The sequence below is a fragment of the Synechococcus sp. W55.1 genome (assembly GCF_047461655.1).
Lineage (GTDB): Bacteria > Cyanobacteriota > Cyanobacteriia > Thermostichales > Thermostichaceae > Thermostichus.
Genome location: NZ_JANSHN010000002.1, coordinates 108,337 through 128,601, shown reverse-complemented (window position 1 = coordinate 128,601; position 20,265 = coordinate 108,337). Strand labels below are relative to the sequence as shown.

The following is a 20,265-nucleotide window of genomic DNA, read 5'->3' as shown; positions in this document are numbered from 1 at the left end:
AGTTAGGAGGCTGCTTGCGCCTGCAACTGCTGCAGGGATCGGAACAGGAGCACTGTATAGATATCGAGGATAGGCGCAACTGCCGTGACGGCAGCATTCCCAACCACAGCCGCACCTAGGGTAGCTCCCAGGATCCCCCCAACAAAAAACGAAATCAGGATCGCGAGGATCGCGATCGCGATGCCGAAGATCAAGGCCACAGCCAGAACTGCCAGAGATGCCCAAAACACCCCCCACCAACGGCCCCTGACGAGGTTCCAACTGTAGCCCAACCCTTCTGTGGCACCTTTGTCTTCCAGGACAATCGCGCAGAGCGTGAAAGCCAGCCTTATCCCCCAGTAGATGCCGGGAAGCACAAACAACAGCATCCCCAGCGAGACAATCAACACCAGCAGAATGCTGCCGAATACCAGAGGCACTGCCCTAGAGACAGCCCGATCCAGGCTGTTGCCCAGCGGGGGAGTTCGCTGCTTCAAGTGCTGATCCACCAACCAGAAGGCTGCCCCGGCCAGGATGGGCGCACCAATCAGATAGGCCAAGTTGAGGATCCCCCCGGCAAGCGGGATCAGCTCCGCGACGATGGGAATGATAAAGCCAGGAGAGGCCAGGATCAGCAGCGGCCCATAGATGGGGCCCGCCATCTCGAATGACCGCTGCAGGAGCGGGATGGGGCTGAGGGTAGCGTTTTGCATGACAGAGGGATCCTCGTGGGCGACCAAGTTCACCCCCTTCATACCACGGGATCCCGGCTTTGGTTCTGGGAGCAGGCTTAAGAAAGTCTGTATTGCTTTGTACAGATCTAGGCGGATTTTTGGAGGATCCACGCCGCTGCCTGCTCGCCGCTGCGGAGAGCCCCCTCGATGCTGCTCTGGTGGGTGTATTCCCCCGCCCAGAGGAGGCCCGGCAGGCCGCTAAAGGTGGGAACCAGATGCTGCTGAAAGCCGGGGGGTTGTACAAACTGGGCAAAAGGGATCCGGTACACCCGCAGCAGGCGCAGTTGCTCCAAGGGGGCTTTATCGCTACGCGACGCTGCCGCGACGGGGAAGTAAGTTTGCAGCTCGGCCCGGCAGGCTTGGGCCAGCTCCTCGTCACCTAAGGGGGGATCCCCCAGCACCACCACAGAGTACAGGTGTTGGCCGGGGGGAGCCAGTGCCGGGCTGATGTGGGTGAGCTGAACCCAATGGTTGATCCAGCCCTGGCCGGTGGCGTTGAGGTGCAAATAGCCACCACGAGTGAGGGAAAAGGGAGCGCAGAAGTAGAGGCAGGTCACCGCTCGCCCTGGAGTGGGAATGGGGGTGGGGGCCTGAGGGCACAGCTCCGCTTGCCAGGCCCGCGCTTGGGGGGCATCGGCGGCGCAGACTACCCACTCGGCAGGGATCTCTTCGCCATTGGCGGTGCGAATGCCGCGCACTTTCCCATCTTCTGCCAGAATGCGCTCCACCTGGGTTTGGTAGCGGATCTGTTCGGGGGACAGGTGACCGGCCAGTTGTCGGGCCAGCTCTCCCATACCCAAGGCCGGGGTGACGATGGAGCCCTCAGCCATCATCTTGAAGTAGAAGGCAAAGAGGCGGGCGCTGCTGGCCAGGTCTGGATCCAGGAGGATCCCTCGGAAAAAGGGGTAGAAAAAGTGCTGGCAAATCTTGGCGGAAAACCCATACCGCTGCAGGAATGCCTGCACAGAACAATCGGATCCCCCCAGACCTTCTTGAAAGACTTGCTCAGGGGTGCGCCGGGCCAGCTCTGCCCGCAATTGCAGCACCTTGAGCTTGTCCCCAAAGCTGGCCAAAGGATTGAGCAGGGATGGGATCCCACCGGCCAGATCCCGCAGGGGATCCCCCAACAGCCAAAACCACCCTGGCCGGGCCAACATAGCGCCGGGCCGGTAGGGACGGGGATCGAGCTTACCCAGATCCAAATGCTGCTGCACTTTGGGATAGGCGGTGAACAGCACCTGAAAGCCGCGATCCAGGCGAAAGCCATCCACCTTGTCGGTACGCACCCGCCCCCCAGGGCCATCGCTTTTTTCCAAGACGAGAACATCCCTCTGGCCCCTCAGCACCTTGGCACAGGTCAGCCCTGCCAGCCCCGCGCCGATAACCACCACTTTGCCCATGCTCTGCCGGGATCCCTTCTCCGTGGAGTATTCTATCTGCTCGGATCCCATCAGGGTTGAACAGGCGGCCCCCAGATGCGAATCGAGCCATCGGCGCCACCACTGAGAAGGGTCTGTCCATATCGCTGCGCGACGCTTCCGCGACCGGGGCCAAACAGCAAGGCGCTCACCATCCAAGTCTGCCCGGCTAGGGTGCGCAACTCTTCTCCGCTGCGCAGATCCCAGAGTTTGATCTGGTGGGCACGGTGATCGGTGCCGCTGGCGAGCAAGCGGCCATCGGAGCTGAGGGCAAGGGCGGCCAAGCCGGCAAACGGCTGCGGCAAGGTACGCTCTAGGGCTCCCACGCCCAGGTTCCAGACCAAGATGCCACCGGTACTGCCGGCAAGCAAATAGCGGCCATCTGGGCTCAGAAGCACCTGCTCGATGGGGTAGTCGGCCTTTAGGGTTTCCAGCAAGGCTCCGCTGCCGGGATCCCAAAGGTAAACGGTGGGATCTCCATTGGCGGCCACCAAGATCCAAGGGGGGATCCCTTCAGACTGGCGGGAAGTATCCATACGGGTGGGTCTTGGGCCAAAGGCCACCGCTGTAATGCCTGCCCTCTGAGTGGTCTCCTGGGCGGCGGCAGCAGTGTGAGGCGATAGGGTGCGGATCAACTGGCCGTTGTCGGCCTGCCAAAGGCGGATGGTGCGGTCGGCGCTGCCACTGGCGATCCAGCGACCCTCTGGGCTGATGGCGACGCTGTTGATCAGCTCCGTGTGTCCCTGCAACTGCAACCGTGGCACCCCATCCCCCGGCGGGAGAGCCGGAAAATCCCAGACGCGCACTGTTTTGTCGGCCCCCCCACTGACCAGAAAAGTGCCATCCGGGCTGATGGCCAACGCTTCGATGGATCCCTTGTGGCCTGCTAAGGTTTGGAGAAGTTCACCGGCGTGGGGATCCCAAAGCCGGATTATGCCGTCGTCTCCCCCGGCAGCAAGGAGATTTCCATCCGGGCTGATGGCCAGAGCAGTGATGGCGGCAGGGCCTTCCAGCGTGGCCTTGAGCTGCAAAGACTTGGCCCAGTCTGCCGGGTCGTTATCGCTACGCGACGCTTCCGCGACCGTGACAGCGGTGGGGACGGAGGCATGAGAACCGTTCTCGCGAGTGGGACGGAGTCCTAGGCCGTTGCGCCCTGCCGGGCCAGAGGATCCCGTTCTCGTGAGCGGGACAGAATCCTTGGGCTCCCCCCGCAGGCCAAAGTTCGCCCTCATCTGCCAGGCCCCTGCCACCATCAACACCAGCAAAGCCGCTAAGCTGCCCCCCGCCCAAACCGGTGGGATCCAGGGACGCGCCCGCAGAGCAACGGGAGAACGGGGTGGAGTGGTCGGCTCCTGCAGAGGATCCGCCGCAGCGCCGGGATCGGGAAAAAGCAAAGTGCTCCGCACCCAATCGGCAGCAATGGGGGCAACGGAGCTGTCACCTGCCGGCAAAGCCTGCAAAGCGGCCAGAGCTTCCGCTGCTGAAGGAAAGCACTGCTGTGGGTTGCAGCCTACCAAACGATCCAGAAAGGCAGCGAAAGGGGCGCTGAGAGCAGGATGGAGTTTTTTGGAGACCAGATCATGCCAGCGCAACTCCCCCGTCAACGGATCGCGAAACAACTTCTGGGGCGGGATCCCGCTGAGGGCCTGCAGGGCGATCAGCCCAAGAGCATGGAGGTCGCCGCAACGCCTGGAGCCAGGAGGGTTCTCGGAGCCAGAGCCGGAAAAGGCCCCAACTCCCCACCCCAACAACACCCATCGGCCATCCGGCTGACGGTAGATCAAGCGAGAGGGCTGCAGGTTGCAGCAGCTCACCCCTTCCCGGTTTAGGAAGGCCAAGGTTTGTAGCACATCTTGCAACAAGGCCCGTACCTCAGCCTCCGTCCAGTCGCGTTCGCAATAGCGGTGCATGGCACTTTGGTGGGAAGGAGTCGTTGGCTGGCCCTTCTCGGTTGTGTCGCCCAGCAATAGAGTCTGTTCCAGGGTGGGCCCTTCAACCCATTCTTCCACCCAATAAAACTCCCCCTCTTGCTCAAAGTAGGCCAACAGGCGGGTAATACCTTCGTGGGATCCCAAGTGTTCCCGCAGGGCCGCTTCTTGTTGAAAGAGATGCCGCAGCGAGGCGGAGTCCTCACCCCGTTCGCGGTGCAGAGCACTTTGGCCGGGCTGCCAGCGCCTGATCACCACCCGAAGCCGCTCAGGGTGATGGCCATCTTGTGCCAAGTAGGTCTGTCCGCTGGATCCCAGTGCTTCTAAGATCCGATAGCGGCCACCCAGGGTCTGCCCTACCATGGGGAAAGTACGAACCTTTGCTTTCCGACCCATCATGCCATAGCGACGCCAGACTCAGGCCAACCGTTCGCGGTGCGGAGCACTTTGGGCCGCTTTCGGTCAACTCTCTCCCTGAAGTTGAGAGCAGGCTGAGTTGCTCAGCGACCTGGGGGGTGTTGTTGCAAAACCTGCTTCAAATATCGCCCTGTATGGGATCCGGGCTGCTCGGCCACCTGTTCTGGGGTGCCAACGGCGATGATCTGGCCGCCGTGGTCGCCGCCTTCTGGCCCCAGGTCGATGATCCAATCGGCACAGCGGAGAATGTCCAGGTTGTGCTCGATCACCAGCACGGTGTTGCCCGTATCCACCAGCCGTTGCAGGACGTTCAAGAGTTTGTGGACATCGTAAAAGGACAAGCCGGTGGAAGGCTCATCCAACAGATAGAGGGTTTTGCCGGTGGAGCGGCGGGCCAGTTCTGCGGCCAACTTGACCCGTTGCGCTTCCCCACCGGAGAGGGTCGGGGCTGGCTGGCCCAGCTTGATGTAATCGAGGCCCACATCGGCCAGAGTCTGCAGGATCTTGGCGGCGGGGGGCAGAGCCGAGAAAAAATCCAGCGCTTCCCCCACTGTCATGTCCAGGACTTCGGCGATGTTTTTGCCTTTGTACTTGATCTGCAGGGTTTCGCGGCTGTAGCGGCTGCCCCCACAGACTTCACAGGTGACGTACACATCGGGCAGAAAGTTCATTTCAATCACGTTCACCCCCTGCCCTTTGCAGGCTTCACAGCGCCCCCCCTTGACGTTGAAGGAAAAGTGGCCGGATTGGTAGCCTCTGGCCTTGGCATCCAAGGTTTGGGCAAAGGTTTGGCGGATCGGGTCGAACAGGCCGGTGTAGGTGGCAGGGTTGGAGCGGGGGGTACGGCCAATGGGAGATTGGTCGATCACGATCACCTTGTCAATGTGTTCGATGCCCTCAAGTGCTCCCATCTCCGTGGGTTGGGGCACCTTGTGTCCAAGATGGTGCTGCAGGGCAGGGTAGAGCAATTCGTTGACCAAGGTGGATTTGCCGGAGCCAGAGACCCCCGTGACACAGACCAACTTGCCCAGGGGGATCTCTACATCAATGTGCTTGAGGTTGTTTTTGTGGGCATTGGTGAGCTTGAGAGAAACCGCCTTGCCGGCCCGCCGCTGCCCAGGGGTCGGGATCCGCTCCCGCCCTGAGAGATAGGCTCCGGTGATGGAGCGTTCGCAGGCCATGATGTCCGCCAGGGATCCCTGCACCACCACTTCCCCCCCGTGGATCCCGGCTCCAGGGCCGATATCCACGATGTAATCGGCGGCACGGATGGTTTCTTCGTCGTGTTCCACCACGATCAGCGTGTTGCCCAGATCCCGCAGGCGAAACAAGGTCTGCAACAGGCGCTCATTATCCCGCTGGTGCAGGCCGATGGAGGGTTCGTCCAACACGTAGAGCACGCCCGTCAAGCCGGAGCCCATTTGGCTGGCCAGCCGGATCCGCTGCGCTTCGCCGCCGGAGAGGGTCATGGCCGGACGGGCCAAGGTGAGGTAGTCGAGGCCCACATCCACCAAAAACTGCAGCCGGGTTTTGATCTCCCGCAGCACCAACTCGCCGATCTGCGCTTGGCGGGGGGTAAGGTTTAGCTGCTCCAGGCGGCGCAGGCAGTCTCTGATAGAGATTTCGGTGAGATCCGTGATGCGGTAGCCCCCAATGCGCACGGCCAGAGCTTCCGGCTTGAGACGGGATCCCCCACAGGCGGAACAGGGACGGTGGGTGAGGTAGGTTTCCAGCTTTTGCCGATAGACTTCGGAAGTGGTTTCCTGGTAGTGCCGCTGCAATTGGGGGATCACCCCTTCATAGCGGCGATAGTACCCCCGGCCTCGGTATTGAGATTCCGCCTCGACGATATAGATCTCTTGGTCTGCACCGTAGAGGATGATCTGCTGTTGTTGGGGGGTGAGATCGCACCAGCGGGTGCTGAGGTCGAAGCCAAAAGCCTTGGCGGCTCCTGCCAACAGGGCCAGATAGTAGGGGTTCTCCCGCTCTGACCAAGGTGCGATGGCGGCGTACAGGGGTAGCTTCGGATCGGGCACCACCCGGTCGGGGTCGAAGATCGGTTCAAAGCCCAAACCGTGGCAGACGGGACAGGCCCCAATCGGTGAGTTGAAGGAAAACAGGCGCGGCGACAGCTCGCCCATCACCGAACCGTGCTCCGGGCAGGCAAATTGCTCGGAAAAGACCAGCTCCGTCGGCTTGCCGTTCAGGTATTGCCCCGCCGACTCGGCCACTTTCTGCAGCAGGAATTCTTGTTCGCCCTCGCGAGGCATCACTTCCACCACCGCGATCCCCTGCGACTGCCGCAGACAGGTAACCAGAGAGTCGGTGAGTCGCTCTGCCAAATCCGGGCCTTTCACCAGCCGATCCACTACGATCTCGATGTCGTGGGCTTTGTTTTTGGCCAAGGTGATCTCCTCACTCAGCTCCCGCACCTGGCCATCGACACGCACCCGCACAAACCCCTGGTGTCGCAGGCTTTGTAACAAGTTGGCGTGGGTGCCCTTTTTTCCTTTCACCACCGGCGAAAGCAACTGAAACCGCGTCCGATCCGGCAGAGCCATGATCTGATCCACAATCTGATCCACCGTCTGCGGGGCAATCACCCGGTTGCAATGGGGACAGTGAGGGATCCCAGCTCTTCCGTACAGAAGCCGCAGGTAGTCGTAGATTTCGGTAACGGTGCCGACGGTGGAACGGGGGTTGTGGCTGGTGGACTTTTGATCGATGGAGATGGCCGGACTCAGCCCTTCGATGCGATCCACATCCGGTTTGTCCAGTTGCCCCAAAAACTGTCGCGCATAGGCGCTGAGGGATTCCACATAGCGCCGCTGTCCCTCGGCAAAGATGGTGTCGAAAGCCAAGGAGGACTTGCCCGATCCGGAGACGCCCGTGAATACCACCAGGCGATCGCGCGGGATCCGCAGCTCGACATTCTTGAGGTTGTGCTGCCGCGCCCCCACCACGTGAATTTCGTTTTGGCTGGACATCTCACCACCTTTTCGCGCAGCGTGTCACAGGCATCCCGTCGAGACCGGCGAGTAACAAAATCTTAACGATTCTTAGTTAACGATTCTAATGCTCTTCGCTTTGTCCAAAAGGGGATCCCAGGGACGACAAATCGGTAGCAAAAAAGACTTAGCTATGCTGGAAAAGATCGACCCCCAAGGGCCATGACCTGGACACTGCCATCCGTTCAAAAGGTGTTTGTTTACCTGTTGGTGGGGATTGCCTTCACGGCTCTTTGTCTGGGGGATCAGGCTTTGTCGCCACCGGTGATTGGTGTCTGTTTGGCAGCGGGGGCCTGCAGTTGGTTTTGGGAGCCGCCAAGGATTGCTTTTGCCCGCTATGCCCCCCTGTGGATGCCTCTGACGGTGGCGGTGTTGCTCAGCCTGCTGGCTTTGGTTATCTTTGGGATCCTTCCCTTTTCCGATGGGGCCATTGGCTTGGTGCTTTACCTAACGGGGGCCAAGCTGTTTCAGCGGGAACGGGCAGCCGATCACATCCAGTTGGCGGTGCTGTCTCTGCTGCTGATGGCCATTGCCACCCTGTTCAACGAAGACATCAGCTTTGGGCTGCTGTTTTTGCTGTACGTGGGGGTAGGGCTAATCAACCTCACCCTTTACCACCTGCGCCTGCAAGCAGAGCAGCACCCGCAGGCAGCCAGCCAAACCCGTGGCATCAACCTCAACTTTTTGGGCTTTCTCGGATCCCTGGCCTTGCTGGCGGTGATCCTGTCGGTGGCTTTGTTCTTCCTGTTCCCGCGAGTTAGTTTAGGAATCCTGGGCCGCCAGGCCCGCTCCCCGGTGATGACCACCGGCTTTGCCGAGGAAGTCAGCCTGGGAGCATTCGGCACCCTCAAAACCGATAACACCGTTGTCATGCGGGTGGAATTTCCGGCAGGGGTGCCGCCCCGTGTGGAGTCCCTCTACTGGCGCGGGATCAGCTTCGATCGCTACGATGGACGGGCCTGGTCGCGAACGCTAGACCGCTTCATCCCCATTTTCCCCAACGCAGCAGGGGTATTTGATCTCTCTGCCTCCAGCTTGATCCCCACAGCCCCCGAACTCCAGTTCTTCCCGCTGGAGCAGCTCATCTATCTGGAGCCGCTGGCCACCAACACCGTTTTTGGGGTGGCCCCACTGGTGGAAGTTGAATGGCTGGAGCGGGGAGGAGCGGCGACGGTGCAACAAGCCTGGCAACGGCAAAATCGCCGCCTCATCTTGAGCGAGACCGGAGATATCGGCCATTCTCTGCCTCGGCAGGTGCCCCATCTCTACCGTGCCCGGAGCCGGATCCCAAGGGAGTTGGGCCCGCGCTTGCGCCGGCTGAGCCACGCAGAGCTGCTCAATGCCCTCGATGCGGTTCAACGGGAAGCCTATCTGCAACTACCGCAAGATTTGGATCCGCGCGTTCCGGCTTTGGCGGAGCAGATCACCGCTGGGATCCCTGACGTTTTCAGCAAGATGACCGCCTTGCAGAATTACCTGCTGGAGAACTATGCCTACACCACCGATCTGCCGGATCCCGGCTCTGAGCCGCCTTTGGACGCCTTTCTGTTCACCCATCGGCGGGGCCACTGCGAATATTTCGCCACAGCCCTGACGGTGCTGGCCCGCAGCATTGGCATCCCGGCCCGAATGGTGAATGGCTTTTTGGGCGGGCGCTGGGTGGTGCAGGAACGGTATCTGGCAGTGCGCAATGCCGACGCCCATTCCTGGACAGAGATCCCCTTTGGCTCCTACGGGTGGATCATTTTCGATGCCACACCGGCAGAGGCCAATGTCAGCCGGCGGGAAACCTGGTGGGATCCGATTCAGGATTTTTACGACAGCTTGCGCTTTCGCTGGTTCAAGTACGTCATCCAGTACGACCTATCCACCCAGCAGCAGATCTGGCGGCAGATTCAGGAGATGGCCAGCGCTGTAGCCGCCTCTCCGGATCGAGAGGATGTCGGTGCTGGCTTCCGTCGCAGCCTGGTTGCCTTGGGGCAAACGTTGCAGCAGAATGGCCTGCCGGTGTTGGGGGTGGTTTTGATCACCGGATCCATGGCCTATTGGGGTCGCCGCCGCCGCTATCGGGCTTTGCGCTGGCAGGATGGGGGGTGGATTCTGTTGGCCACTGCCGGCAATGGGGTTTTGCTGGGATCCCTGTGGCAGCCGCCCCCTGCATGGCCTACCTGGATGGTAGGGATCCTGCTGCCAGGGCTGACCTTTGCTCTGGTGCGCTGGAGTCCGGCAGCTCTGCCCAGATCCCAGCACCGGCGACAGGCGATCTCAAAGCTGTACCTGCAACTGCGGGAGGCTTCGACAGCAGTGGGGATCCCGGAGCACTTGGGGCCAGCGCAACGGGTTGAGCACCTGCGCCACTCCGATTTGCCACAAGCCCAGTTGGCCATCCGGTTCTTGGAGCGCTACATGGAGGTGCGCTTCGGTGGGATCCCGTTGGAGGTGGGGGAACTGCAGCGCTGGCAGCAGCAACTCAGACAGCTTAGGCAAGCATGGCAGCCACTGGCCAAAAACCCCGCCATCACCTCCAGAAGAGCCACTTGACCAGAGGGACGGCTGCGCCTTAGAACAGGTACCCCAAAAGCCCTGCGAGAAGCCTTGACAGTTATGAGACAGTTAAGAGATAGTTAACGTTAGTTATAGACCCCGTAAGCTGCACTGTCAGACGGGGAAATCGCTCAGTGGCGCACTCGCTTCAGGCAAGTTTCGCGCCGCTGCATTGCTATGCCCTTGCAAACTCATCTGAAGCTGTGTTACGTTTTTTAACGTTCAGCTTCGAACGAGCAAGGGCGTGTTAGCTATGCGTAGCTATTCTTTGAGGGCGGCTTTGGCTGCAACTTTGTGTCTGCTGTCCTCGTCAGTTTTTTCCTCTAGTGTGGCTCAAGCGGCGCCTAAGCCAACCGGCAACGGTGCAATCTTCTTTCACCCAGATGGAACCTCAGCTTCCCACTGGGACATTACGCGCATTCTCCACTACGGCCCTGATGGCTTTCTGAACTGGGATCGTCTCCCCGTGATTGCCCCCTATCGCGGGCACCTTCTTGACCAGCTTGGAGGAACTTCCAACGCCGGAGCGGTGATCCATGCCACGGGAACCCGTGCCCACGCCAAGAGCTTTGGGTTGGATCCGGACGGCAAGGAGTATCCTTCTGCCAACGGTACCCTGAACACGATCATGGAAGATGCTGTGGCGGCGGGCTTGGGTACAGCTTTGGTGCAGTCGGGCTCCCTCATCGAGCCGGGGACGGCTGCCTTCGTTGCCAAGGCTGCCAAGCGCAGCGATTACGAAGAGATTGCCCTGCAGGTGGTGGAGTCGGGGGTGGACATCATTCTCGGGGCTGGCGAGGAATGGCTGCTGCCGGAGGGCGTCCAGGGGCGCTTTGGCCAAGGGAAGCGCAAGGATGGCCGCAACCTGATTGAGGAGGCCAAGAAAAAAGGGTACGCCGTTGTCTACACCCGCGACGAGCTGCTGAAGCTGCCGGCTGATGTTTCCAAAGTTTTGGGGGTGTTCAACGTGGAGGACACCTTCTACGACAAGCCAGAGGAAGAGCTGCGCGCCCAAAACCTGCCCAACTACATTGCCAGCGCCCCCACCATTGCCGAGATGACCGAATTTGCCCTGGCGCGGATCTCCCGCAATCCCAAGGGCTTCTTCGCCGTCATCGAAGAAGAGGGCACCGACAACATGTGCAATAACCTCAATGCCTCTGGCTGCCTGGAGGCTATGAAGCGGGCCGACGATGCCATCGGGGTGATTCTCAACTTTATCGAGAAGAATCCCAAGACCTTCATGATCACCACCAGCGACAGCAATGCCGGTGGCATGCAGTTGGTGGATGTCGAGTCCGCCGATGAGCCGTTGCCCCCCACCGATCCCGAAGAAAGTGGTGCCCCCATTGACGGGGTTGACGGCACCGGTAGCAAGCCGTTCATTTCCGCTCCCGACAAAAATGGCAAGCGCTTTCCCTTTGCCGTGGCTTGGGCCAGTAAGGATGACGTGGGCAGCGGCGTCATCGCTCGCGCTGCGGGCTTGAATGCCCAAGAGCTGGTGCCGACCACCGGGATCCTGAACACGGACATCTACCGGATTCTCTACTCAGTTCTCTTTGGGGAGCGGATCCCCAGCGAGCTGAAGCCCTAGTGCTGCAGTTACCTGCTTTGGACGGGCATTTGCCTTAAGCTCTGGTAGCCACGGGGGATCCATTGGATCCCCTTTTTTTACGAGACTACACAACGCTTGGATTTCTATGATCGTTTGATCGTTGAACAGACTTGGAGTACCCCTGCTGCACCGCCTGGTAGCGCCGTTTGAACTCCTGCTGCTGCACCTTGTGATCCACGATGGGATCCGGATAGCCACAACTTCGCCGTTCCCGCAAAGCCCAGGCTCCCTTGGGGTCATCTCCCACCCACAGCAGAGCCGGCGTATCCAGCCGTGCCAGCTCCGGCAGATAGCGACGGATGTACTCTCCTTCCGGGTCATAGCGGGCTGCTTGCGTGGCCGGGTTGAAGATGCGCAGGGGCTTGGGATCCGTGCCCACACTGGCGCTCCACTGCCAACCGCCGTTATTGGCCGCCAGATCCCCATCCACTAGCTTTTGCATAAAGTAGCGTTCCCCCCAGCGCCAATCGATAAGCAGATCCTTGGTCAGGAAGCTGGCCACAATCATGCGGCAGCGGTTGTGCATCCAGCCAGTTTCGTTCAGTTGGCGCATGGCCGCATCCACGATGGGGTAGCCCGTCTGACCGGTGCACCAGGCCTGAAACCAGTCCTGCCGATTGTCCCACTCCAGGGCGTCGAAGGCTCGTCGATAGGCTCCGGTTTCCACGTGAGGCCAGTGGGCCAAGACATGCTTGTAAAACTCTCGCCAGCACAGCTCCTGCCGCCAAGTTTGCAAGCTGCTTTCGGCCTCTTGGCTGCGCACCTCGGCTTCCACCTCCCGCGTGGCTTGCCACACCTGGCGAATGCCGATCGTTCCCCAGCACAAGTGGGGGCTCAGTAGAGAAGTGCCCGGCTCAGCCGGGAAGTTGCGGGCTCGCTCGTAGTCCAAAATGCGCAAACCCTGACAAAAGTCTTCCAAAAGGGCTTGAGCCGCTGCTTCCCCCGCTGCTGGGATCCGCTGGTCGCAGACAAAGCCCAAATCTGCCAAAGTCGGTAGAGGCTGCGCTTTTAGTCCCGATACCGGCTGCAGACCCTCGGGGGTTGGGTAGGGATCCCGCTTGGGCAAGCTCGCCCACCTGCGCCAGAAGGGAGTGAAGACCGAATAGGGCTCCCCTGCCTGGGTCAACACTTCCCCCGGCCCGTGCAGCAGCATATCTTGGTAGGAGAAGGACTGGATCCCGGCTGCGGCCAAACTGGCCTGCACTCGACTCTCTTGCTGTAGGGCGAACGGCTCCCCATCGGCATTCCAAAACACGGCCCTGGCTCCCAGGTCTGTGGCCAAGCACCGCAACTCCACCGAGGGATCCCCCAGCCGCCAGATCAGTGGGATCCCCATCTGGGCGTAGCGCTCTTGGAGCTCTTGCAGAGCCTGAAGCAAAAAGGCCACCCTAGCTGGGGCCATGTCCGACCGTCTCAGCATCTGCGGGTCGAAAATGAAGACAGGCACCACCTGAGAGCTGCGCTGGGCTGCCTCATGAAGAGCTGTGTTGTCCCCTAACCGCAGATCGCGACGATGCCAAAGCAAAACGGGGGAAGTCATAGGCTGCCAAGCAATGGGATCCCATCTTGGCCGGTTGCCACCGCCCCTTTCAACTCACTCCCCTCAAGGCTGGGAGCCGGGGCGGCCAGAAGCTACATTCTAAAGAACCTTGAAGAACCCTATCAAAGCTCTAGACTGTCGAACACCCGACTGGGACAATAGCGGCAGCGCTCCTCTGGCTTTTGCTGGCCATCGCTGTATCCCATCGCGTAAGCTGTATCCCCCAACATCACCACCAGCTGAGTCAGCTTCAGGGAAAGCAACGGGTCAAGCGGCTCCGTCACATTCAGCATAAACTGCTCAATGGAGCGCCGCAGCGCCTCTGGCGTCTTGATCATCACGTCTCCATCCATCCATCGATGGCTTTAGGTATACATACTCAAGGCAAGATGGACATGGACTCAGGATAAAGGTGGAAGGAAGAGATGCTCGTAGCATTGGCTACTGTTCTTGGGATCGAGCCGGCAAGGGCTGAGCTCCACACCAGCCAGAGCAGGCTTGCGGATGATGTTAGCCTAGGTATCCAAAAATGGCGACAGCGCGACGGGTGGCACGGGTAGCAGAGCTGATCAAACGAGAGGTCAGCCAAATCCTGCTCTCGGAGATCAAAGATGACCGGGTTGGGGCAGGGATGGTCAGCATTGTGGATGTCGAGGTTTCCAATGACCTGCAAAACGCCCGCATCTTCGTCAGCATTTATGGGGATGAGACAGCTCAACACCGAGCTATGGAAGGGCTAGCAGCGGCCACACCCTTTGTGCGGCGGGAAATCGGCCAGCGCCTCAGCCTGCGACGGGTGCCAACGGTGGTGTTTTTGCAGGATCGCTCTTTGGAGCGGGGATCCCGCGTTTTGGCCCTGCTCAACCAACTGAGACCGACCTTTGAGGCCAAGGCCCAGACTGGGGTTGAGGAACCGCTAGAGAACACCGCCGAGGGCGAAGAAAACCCATCGGGCGGTGAATAATTGCACCGATGGCTAAGCAGACCAGATAGAGAGGCCTTTGCTTTGCAGCAATGCGGACAACATGAAAGAAAGATTTTTTACCGTTCGTGTCGCGTAAGCGGGCCCTGAAGTTTTTGGATTTGTTAGGCTTAAGGGAGCTATACAGCCCTTCCCCCGATCGTCTATCCGTACAGGACTCCATGTCTGCGGCACACTTGCGCAAACCAGAGCGCTCTGCTCCAAAGGGCAGCGGCGTTGTTGTGGTCAACCTGCGAAAGGGCTGTAAGGTTGCTGTCCATGCCTTCCCTGCCTTTTCATGGATGTTCAAAGCCCACTGCAACCGGATCCCTCTCTAGGGGGTGCTACTCCACTCCAAGCTCTGCAGGCCCTCAACCAGAGTGTTGCCGAAGCTCTGGTTTCCTGCTTGAAAGGGCAACCCCAACAGGCCACTCAGCACCTTTTGCTGGCTCTGCCGCAGCTCATGGCAGCTCTGGGGGCCTTGAGGCAAAAATCTTCCCTTCGCGTGAGCGGGCCGGAGGTCTTGGCCGAGCCTGCAGGCTGCCCTTCAGAAGCCCAGCCCAAGCGCATCCTTCACATCGAAGGCAACCGCGTGGAAGTGTGGGTGGATAACCAAATTCGCAGCAGTTGGAGCATTTGGTCGGTGGGAGATCTCAAGGAAGTCTGCCGGCTGGCAGAAGAGTTTGACTGTGGCCTCAGCTATTCTCTAGGAGAAAACTCAGAGTCTCAGTCGGAAATGCTGCTGTTGCCCCCCAATTCTGCTGATTTGTCCGACCGACTCTCCAACCCCGTTCACGTAAGCGGGCCGGAGGCCCCAGGCTCTGCCGCCTAGCACCCCCAGCTTCGGTTGCTGCTTTTGCTGTTCAAATCCCCATGGCAGAACCCCAACGGCTACAGAAGCTCTTGGCTCAGCAGGGATTGGCCTCGCGTCGCCAGGTGGAAGCTTGGATCCTGGCCGGGCGCGTTCGGGTCAATGGGAAGGTGGTCACTGAGCTGGGCTCCAAAGCCGACCCAGAGCGGGATTGCATCGAAGTGAATGGGCAAGTGATCCCTTTGGCCAAGGATCCGGCGCGCTATGTTTTGCTCCTGCACAAGCCAGTGGGGGTTTTGTCAACCTGTGCAGATCCTTGGGGACGCAAGACGGTGCTGGATCTGCTCCCCCCATCTTGGAAACGGCAAACCCGCCTCTACCCGGTGGGCCGGCTGGATGCGGACAGCAGTGGCGCTTTGCTGCTCACCAATGATGGCGACTTGACCTTGAAGCTGACCCATCCGCGCTATCATCTGCCCAAAACCTACCGGGTACAGGTACAAGGGCATCCGAGTCAGGCCACTCTGCAACATTGGCGAGACGGAGTAGACTTAGAGGGGTACACCACTCTGCCGGCGGAGGTGGAGTTTTGTCCTGCCCCGGATTTCCGGCAAAGGGAGCATCCCAATTGCTCCTGGCTGAGGGTGGTGTTGTTTGAGGGACGCAACCGGCAAATTCGGCGGGTGGCGGAGCGTCTTGGGCATCCGGTGCTCAGCTTACATCGGGAAGCCATTGGCCCACTGGGCTTGGGCAACCTGAAAGCAGGCCAGTTCCGCCAGTTGGATCCCCATGAGCTCCAAGCTTTGCTGGCCCCTCTCACCGGGCACAGCAGCTCATCCTCGCTCGGGAAGCGCCCTCTTTAGCTCGTCAGAGCCTCTAACTGAGTGCAAACTCTCACAGTAGCCTCCTTTCTTCCGCAGGTGGCCAAATGATGCAAGAGCCAGCACACTCTTTAGAAGCCCTGGGATCCCTGTTGCGGCAAACACGGGAGGCACGGGGACTGACGTTGACAGAAGTAGCTAACGATACCTTCATTCGCTGCCAATATCTGCAGGCGCTGGAGGAAGCTGACTTGAGCCGGTTACCGGAGCCGGTGTATGTGCAAGGGTTTCTCAAGCGCTATGCCGACTATTTGGGGTTGGATGGCGAAACCCTCTCTCGGCGTGCCTCTCCGCTTTTATCGGCCAAAACCCCCCGCGCGCCAGCTCCTCTTGCTGTTGTCGGCCAGCAACCTGCCTTTGCCCTGCGCCCTCTCCACCTTTGGGCCGCTTATGTGGTGCTGATTGTGCTGACGGTGGGGGGATTATCAGCTCTTTTGGAGGGCACAGGCAATCCTTTTGGGCGTTGGCTGGTGAGCCTGCCAACAGTTGGCCGGGAAGGCTCCGGCCAGCAACCGCCTGCTGCCAACTCCCCGGATCCCACTCTGTCGGCAGCTCAGCCCACGGCCCGCCAACTGTTTCCCACCCTCGACCAATGGACGCGCATTCAGGGCGTCTTCCCCGAGGTCTTGGAAGCTCACTCAGGGGGGGCGGGGCGCAAGCCGGTGCGTCTGGATATTCGCGTTGTGGAGCGCCCTTCCTGGTTGCGGGTCATCGCCGATGGGCAAACGGTTTTTGAGGCCACCTTACAGCCAGGGGCCGAGTTGAATTGGGAAGCGGAGCAGTCAATCGTGTTGCGTACCGGCAATGCGGGCGGTGTGTTGGTGACCTTTAACGACCGGGAGCTTGGAGTGATGGGCCGATTTGGGGAAGTGAAAGAGCTGATGTTCGAGCCGGGGTTGGATATTCAGTCGCTGCAGTAGGAACCCAGCCAAATGATCATCCCGTTGCGCTTGGCATTATCGGCGGCAGAGTAGGAGCAATCTCCCACCCCTGGGAGCGGAGCTGCTGCAGCAGGTGTCGGACTTTGTCTATGTCTTTATCGCCGGGGTGGCGTTCCACACCACTGGAGAGGTCGATGCCGCTTGGCTGAAGGTGGCTGAGTGCCTGCAGAACATTGTCCGGGTTCAGACCACCGGCCAGTAGCCAAGGCAAGGGCAGAGCCCGCTCACGCGAAAGGCGAGCAAGTTCTGGCCAATTCAGGGTTCGCCCCGTTCCCCCCGCCTGTTGGGGGTGATAGGCATCCAAAAGCAGCACCTCCACACAGTCTCGGTAGAGATAGGCTACTTCCAGATCCGCCGGCTGGCGAATGCGCAGGGCTTTGATGCGGCGGATCCCGGGAAGCCATTCCCCCAATTGCTGACAATCTTGCGGGGATTCTTGGCCATGCAACTGGACAGCCGTGAGGCCCACCGTTTCCACCCAGGCGGCGATGGCGCGGGGATCCTGATCCAGGAAGACCCCCACCTTTTCCACAGGGCCGGGCAGGGATCCCACCCAACGAGCCATTTCCGAGAGGGGCAAATAGCGGGGGGTATTGGGCACCGCGATGAACCCAAGGGCACTCACCCCCAGCGCGGCGATGGCCTCCGCCTGATCCTGACGGGTGATGCCGCAGATTTTGACAAACAACCGGCCCATTGGGAGCACCACCAAAACAATTGGCTGCTGGTTCTTGGATGGTTCTGAGAGCGCTGATACATCTACTTTTGTTCAGGGCGCATTTGCAGAGGATCCGGCTGTTCCGAGTGAAGCTTGTTGATCCGGCGCACCATTTGCCATAGCCGTCCAAAGTTGCGCTGGTTGAAGTGCATCACCAGCCGTGGCAGATGGGCAATATCTTCCTCGGCTTCCTCCGGCAAGGCCCCAGTTTGCTCGATCCGGCCCGAATCGAGAATATCGGCAAACTCTTCGTTTAAGATGTCTAGGGCTTCCGGTGAGAGTCTGGTGTTCAAGCGCAAAACCAGGAGCTCCCGCACGTAGCGATTGCTGTGAAAGACGCGATAAAAATCGACAATCTGCTGGCAGGCATCTTCCACGTCGTCGGTTAGGGTGTAGAGGAAGAGATCTTCTGGGCTGATCAAGCCGCGACCAAGCAGGTGCTCCCGCACGTATTCGTCCCATTCTTTCCAGTAGCAGCCACCTGTTCTGTCCACCAGCACCAAGGGCATGAGCTTGGTTTTGCCGGTTTGCATCAGGGTTAGGCATTCAAAGGCTTCATCCTGAGTGCCGAAACCGCCGGGAAAAAGCACCAGCGCGTCGGTTTCTTTAACAAAAAAGAGCTTGCGCGAAAAGAAATACTTGAAGTTGATGACCCGATCGCTGGCAGCAATAACGGGATTGGCCATTTGCTCAAAGGGAAGCTGGATATTGAGCCCAAAAGAGTTTTCCAGCCCTGCCCCTCGGTTGCCGGCTTCCATAATGCCGCCGCCGCCCCCCGTCATCACCATGAACCCCCGTTGACTGATGCAGTGGGCGAACAACTGGGCCTGGCGATATTCGGGACTTTCTGGCCCCAGTCGTGCCGACCCGAAAACGGTGATCTTGCGTTGATGAGCGTAGTTTTGGAAGGCGGCAAACCCCTGCTCCAGATCCTCAAGAGTGGCCGCCAAGATCTTGGCATCCAAACGGCTCAGCTCTAGGGATCCCATGCGCTGCAGCGACTGCAAAATACGCAGCCAGGCTGTCCGGTTGGGGTGATGCTCCAACTGCTTTAGGCGAGTCTCAGCGTTGGAAAAAACCTCTCGCAGAAGGGAAGAAACAGAATCGGTCAAGCTGGGATCCTAAAGTTCTCTGGGATTCACTTTAATCAGTTCTCAGCACAAAATATCAACCAGGTTCCAATGCAGAACCCAAAAGTTACATTCTGAAACATCCAGGCTCCTGGCCTCAGGGCTGTCCTCAGGCTTCGGCAGGTGTGTCGAAGTGCTTTTCCAGGATCGTGGTCAGAGTTGCCTTGGGTACGGCGCCGACCACCACATCCACCTTCTGGCCGCCCTTGAACAACATCAGGGTGGGAATGCTGCGAATGCCGTACTGGCTGGCAGTTTGAGGGTTCTCGTCAGTATTAATTTTTACAACCTTAACTTTGCCGACATACTGCTCAGCTATCTCCTGAACCACAGGAGCCACCATCCGGCAGGGGCCACACCAAGGTGCCCAAAAATCGACCAAAACCGGAATATCGCTGCGCAGCACCTCTGCCTCAAAGGTAGCATCAGCGATATCTATTGCTGCAGACATGCTTGGAGAACTCCTGAAACAATACCTATCATGGTTTCTAATCTTAGCACAGCTCTCTGGCTGCTGCTGACCGAAAACTCGGCGTCGCAGGCCCCGGCATTCATGCCTGGGGATAAGTCACCGTCTCATGACAGGACGGGAGACTCGCTCCACCCGCTTATGGAAGGGTGCAGCGTTAAAGGTGAAGTAGAAGTATCTGGGGTGTTTTGGCATCTCAGTAGTTGAGGAGATGGCGTCCCCCACGAGGATATAGGCCCTCGTGTAGCCCATTGCAACGAAGCGCGAGGAGCGTGGAGCGATGGAAAAAATCCCCCGGCTTTAGCCGTGGGGAGAACGTTAACGATCTGGCTGGACTGGCCGGATTAGCATTGGTGAGCTGGGATCCCTTAGACAAATACCATTGGCTTATGACGGATTTTCTCGAAAGCAGCCGCATCAAAACGGTAGAGGGTTGCCGGTCTGCCTGTGCCTTGGGTGCTTTTCTGGCCGGTATCTTGCAAGATACCCAGTTTCAGTAGGCGGGCGCGAAAATTGGAGTAGTCGGAGAACCCCTCGCCCAAAACGGTGCCGTAGAGCTGATAGACCTCCCCTAGCGTGAAGGTGGCGGGCAAAATGTCAAAGGCAATCGGGCTGTACTCCAACTTGGCGCAGAGGCGACGGCGGGCATAGCGGCAAATCTCTTCGTGGTCAAAGGCTAAAGAGGGAATTTGGTCGGCGGGATACCAGGCAATGCCCTCCACTCCGTCCGCCAGCAATTCAGCATCCTGGAACCGCACTAGGGCAAAGTAGCTGACCGACAGGTAGCGCACCCCATAGGCATCCTCGGCCTCGCGGGGATCCCGCTCCGGCCCCCCGAAGGTGTAGAGCTGCTCCAGATAGAGGTTTTTAACACGAATTTTCTCCGCCAAGATGCGGTAGGCCGCTGCTTCTAGGGATTCTGAGCGCCGCACCAGTGTTCCTGGCAGGGCCCAGCAACCGCGGAAGGGATCCTCCCGCCGCCGCACCAGCAGCACCAGAAGGCGATTCTGCTCAGTGTCGATGGAGAAAATGACCGCATCCACGCCCACCCGGAACTCCGCCAAGGCGATCCGGTTCTCCGATGGGCCTGCCACGATGCGGGATCCCTGCATAGCTTGGCACTGAATCCTCCACCAACAGCCTACCCAGTTTGTCCCTCCAGAGGGAGCTA

Annotated in this window: 16 protein-coding genes and 1 pseudogene; 7 read left to right on the top strand and 10 right to left on the bottom strand. The window is 59.6% G+C overall.

The features are described 5' to 3' along the window. Window positions 1–2 precede the first annotated feature (2 nt). The 4 genes from NW816_RS01780 to uvrA form a co-directional block, all read right to left on the bottom strand. The gene (locus NW816_RS01780; RefSeq protein WP_414408038.1) at window positions 3–734 is read right to left on the bottom strand and encodes a glycerophosphoryl diester phosphodiesterase membrane domain-containing protein; all 732 of its coding nucleotides are present in this window, start codon (window positions 732–734) and stop codon (window positions 3–5) included. Between the two features lie 65 nt (window positions 735–799). Further along, on the bottom strand, window positions 800–2,164 hold the full coding sequence (locus tag NW816_RS01775; RefSeq protein WP_414408037.1) for an NAD(P)/FAD-dependent oxidoreductase: 1,365 nt from the start codon (window positions 2,162–2,164) through the stop codon (window positions 800–802). Then, window positions 2,164–4,422 (bottom strand): hypothetical protein, encoded by a 2,259-nt coding sequence (locus tag NW816_RS01770; protein WP_414408036.1) that lies wholly within the window; start codon window positions 4,420–4,422, stop codon window positions 2,164–2,166. The genes NW816_RS01775 and NW816_RS01770 overlap by 1 nt, the downstream gene beginning before the upstream one ends. 137 nt (window positions 4,423–4,559) lie before the next feature. Further along, window positions 4,560–7,463, bottom strand: coding sequence for an excinuclease ABC subunit UvrA (uvrA, locus tag NW816_RS01765; protein WP_414408035.1), 2,904 nt, complete (start codon window positions 7,461–7,463; stop codon window positions 4,560–4,562). A gap of 183 nt (window positions 7,464–7,646) precedes the next feature. Here uvrA and NW816_RS01760 point away from each other — a divergent pair, with 183 nt between their 5' ends. Further along, a complete protein-coding gene (locus NW816_RS01760; RefSeq protein ID WP_414408034.1) occupies window positions 7,647–10,025 on the top strand; it encodes a transglutaminaseTgpA domain-containing protein in 2,379 nt (792 codons plus the stop codon). A 256-nt stretch (window positions 10,026–10,281) separates the two neighbouring features. Continuing rightward, window positions 10,282–11,622 (top strand): alkaline phosphatase, encoded by a 1,341-nt coding sequence (locus tag NW816_RS01755; RefSeq protein ID WP_414408033.1) that lies wholly within the window; start codon window positions 10,282–10,284, stop codon window positions 11,620–11,622. Window positions 11,623–11,707: 85 nt separating this feature from the next. Here the strand turns inward: NW816_RS01755 and NW816_RS01750 are convergent, their stop codons facing one another. Continuing rightward, window positions 11,708–13,183, bottom strand: coding sequence for a cryptochrome/photolyase family protein (locus tag NW816_RS01750; RefSeq protein ID WP_414408032.1), 1,476 nt, complete (start codon window positions 13,181–13,183; stop codon window positions 11,708–11,710). Window positions 13,184–13,305: 122 nt separating this feature from the next. After that, window positions 13,306–13,521 carry a hypothetical protein gene (locus tag NW816_RS01745; RefSeq protein ID WP_238376842.1) on the bottom strand — a complete coding sequence of 72 codons (216 nt, stop codon included), beginning with the start codon at window positions 13,519–13,521 and terminating at the stop codon, window positions 13,306–13,308. A 191-nt stretch (window positions 13,522–13,712) separates the two neighbouring features. Between NW816_RS01745 and rbfA the strand changes: the two genes are divergently transcribed. The 5 genes and pseudogenes from rbfA (at window position 13,713) to NW816_RS01720 (ending at window position 16,756) form a co-directional block, all read left to right on the top strand. Beyond that, complete coding sequence (rbfA, locus tag NW816_RS01740) at window positions 13,713–14,147, top strand: 30S ribosome-binding factor RbfA (RefSeq protein ID WP_414382476.1); 435 nt, start codon at window positions 13,713–13,715, stop codon at window positions 14,145–14,147. A 295-nt stretch (window positions 14,148–14,442) separates the two neighbouring features. Beyond that, complete coding sequence (locus NW816_RS01735; RefSeq protein ID WP_414408031.1) at window positions 14,443–14,976, top strand: hypothetical protein; 534 nt, start codon at window positions 14,443–14,445, stop codon at window positions 14,974–14,976. A 41-nt stretch (window positions 14,977–15,017) separates the two neighbouring features. After that, window positions 15,018–15,818 (top strand): pseudouridine synthase, encoded by an 801-nt coding sequence (locus NW816_RS01730; RefSeq protein ID WP_414408030.1) that lies wholly within the window; start codon window positions 15,018–15,020, stop codon window positions 15,816–15,818. Between the two features lie 65 nt (window positions 15,819–15,883). Beyond that, window positions 15,884–16,096, top strand: a pseudogene (locus NW816_RS01725) (helix-turn-helix domain-containing protein); the annotation flags it as partial. A gap of 132 nt (window positions 16,097–16,228) precedes the next feature. Continuing rightward, the gene (locus NW816_RS01720) at window positions 16,229–16,756 is read left to right on the top strand and encodes a DUF4115 domain-containing protein (RefSeq protein ID WP_414408085.1); all 528 of its coding nucleotides are present in this window, start codon (window positions 16,229–16,231) and stop codon (window positions 16,754–16,756) included. Between the two features lie 16 nt (window positions 16,757–16,772). Here NW816_RS01720 and NW816_RS01715 read toward each other — a convergent pair whose 3' ends face one another. The 4 genes from NW816_RS01715 to NW816_RS01700 form a co-directional block, all read right to left on the bottom strand. Further along, the gene (locus NW816_RS01715; protein WP_414408029.1) at window positions 16,773–17,474 is read right to left on the bottom strand and encodes a phosphoribosylanthranilate isomerase; all 702 of its coding nucleotides are present in this window, start codon (window positions 17,472–17,474) and stop codon (window positions 16,773–16,775) included. A 62-nt stretch (window positions 17,475–17,536) separates the two neighbouring features. Further along, window positions 17,537–18,607, bottom strand: a complete 1,071-nt coding sequence (locus NW816_RS01710) for an LOG family protein (RefSeq protein ID WP_414408028.1) — start codon at window positions 18,605–18,607, stop codon at window positions 17,537–17,539. A 127-nt stretch (window positions 18,608–18,734) separates the two neighbouring features. Further along, a complete protein-coding gene (gene trxA, locus NW816_RS01705; protein ID WP_011431863.1) occupies window positions 18,735–19,076 on the bottom strand; it encodes a thioredoxin in 342 nt (113 codons plus the stop codon). A gap of 386 nt (window positions 19,077–19,462) precedes the next feature. Beyond that, complete coding sequence (locus tag NW816_RS01700) at window positions 19,463–20,206, bottom strand: NUDIX hydrolase (RefSeq protein ID WP_414408027.1); 744 nt, start codon at window positions 20,204–20,206, stop codon at window positions 19,463–19,465. Window positions 20,207–20,265: the final 59 nt, after the last annotated feature.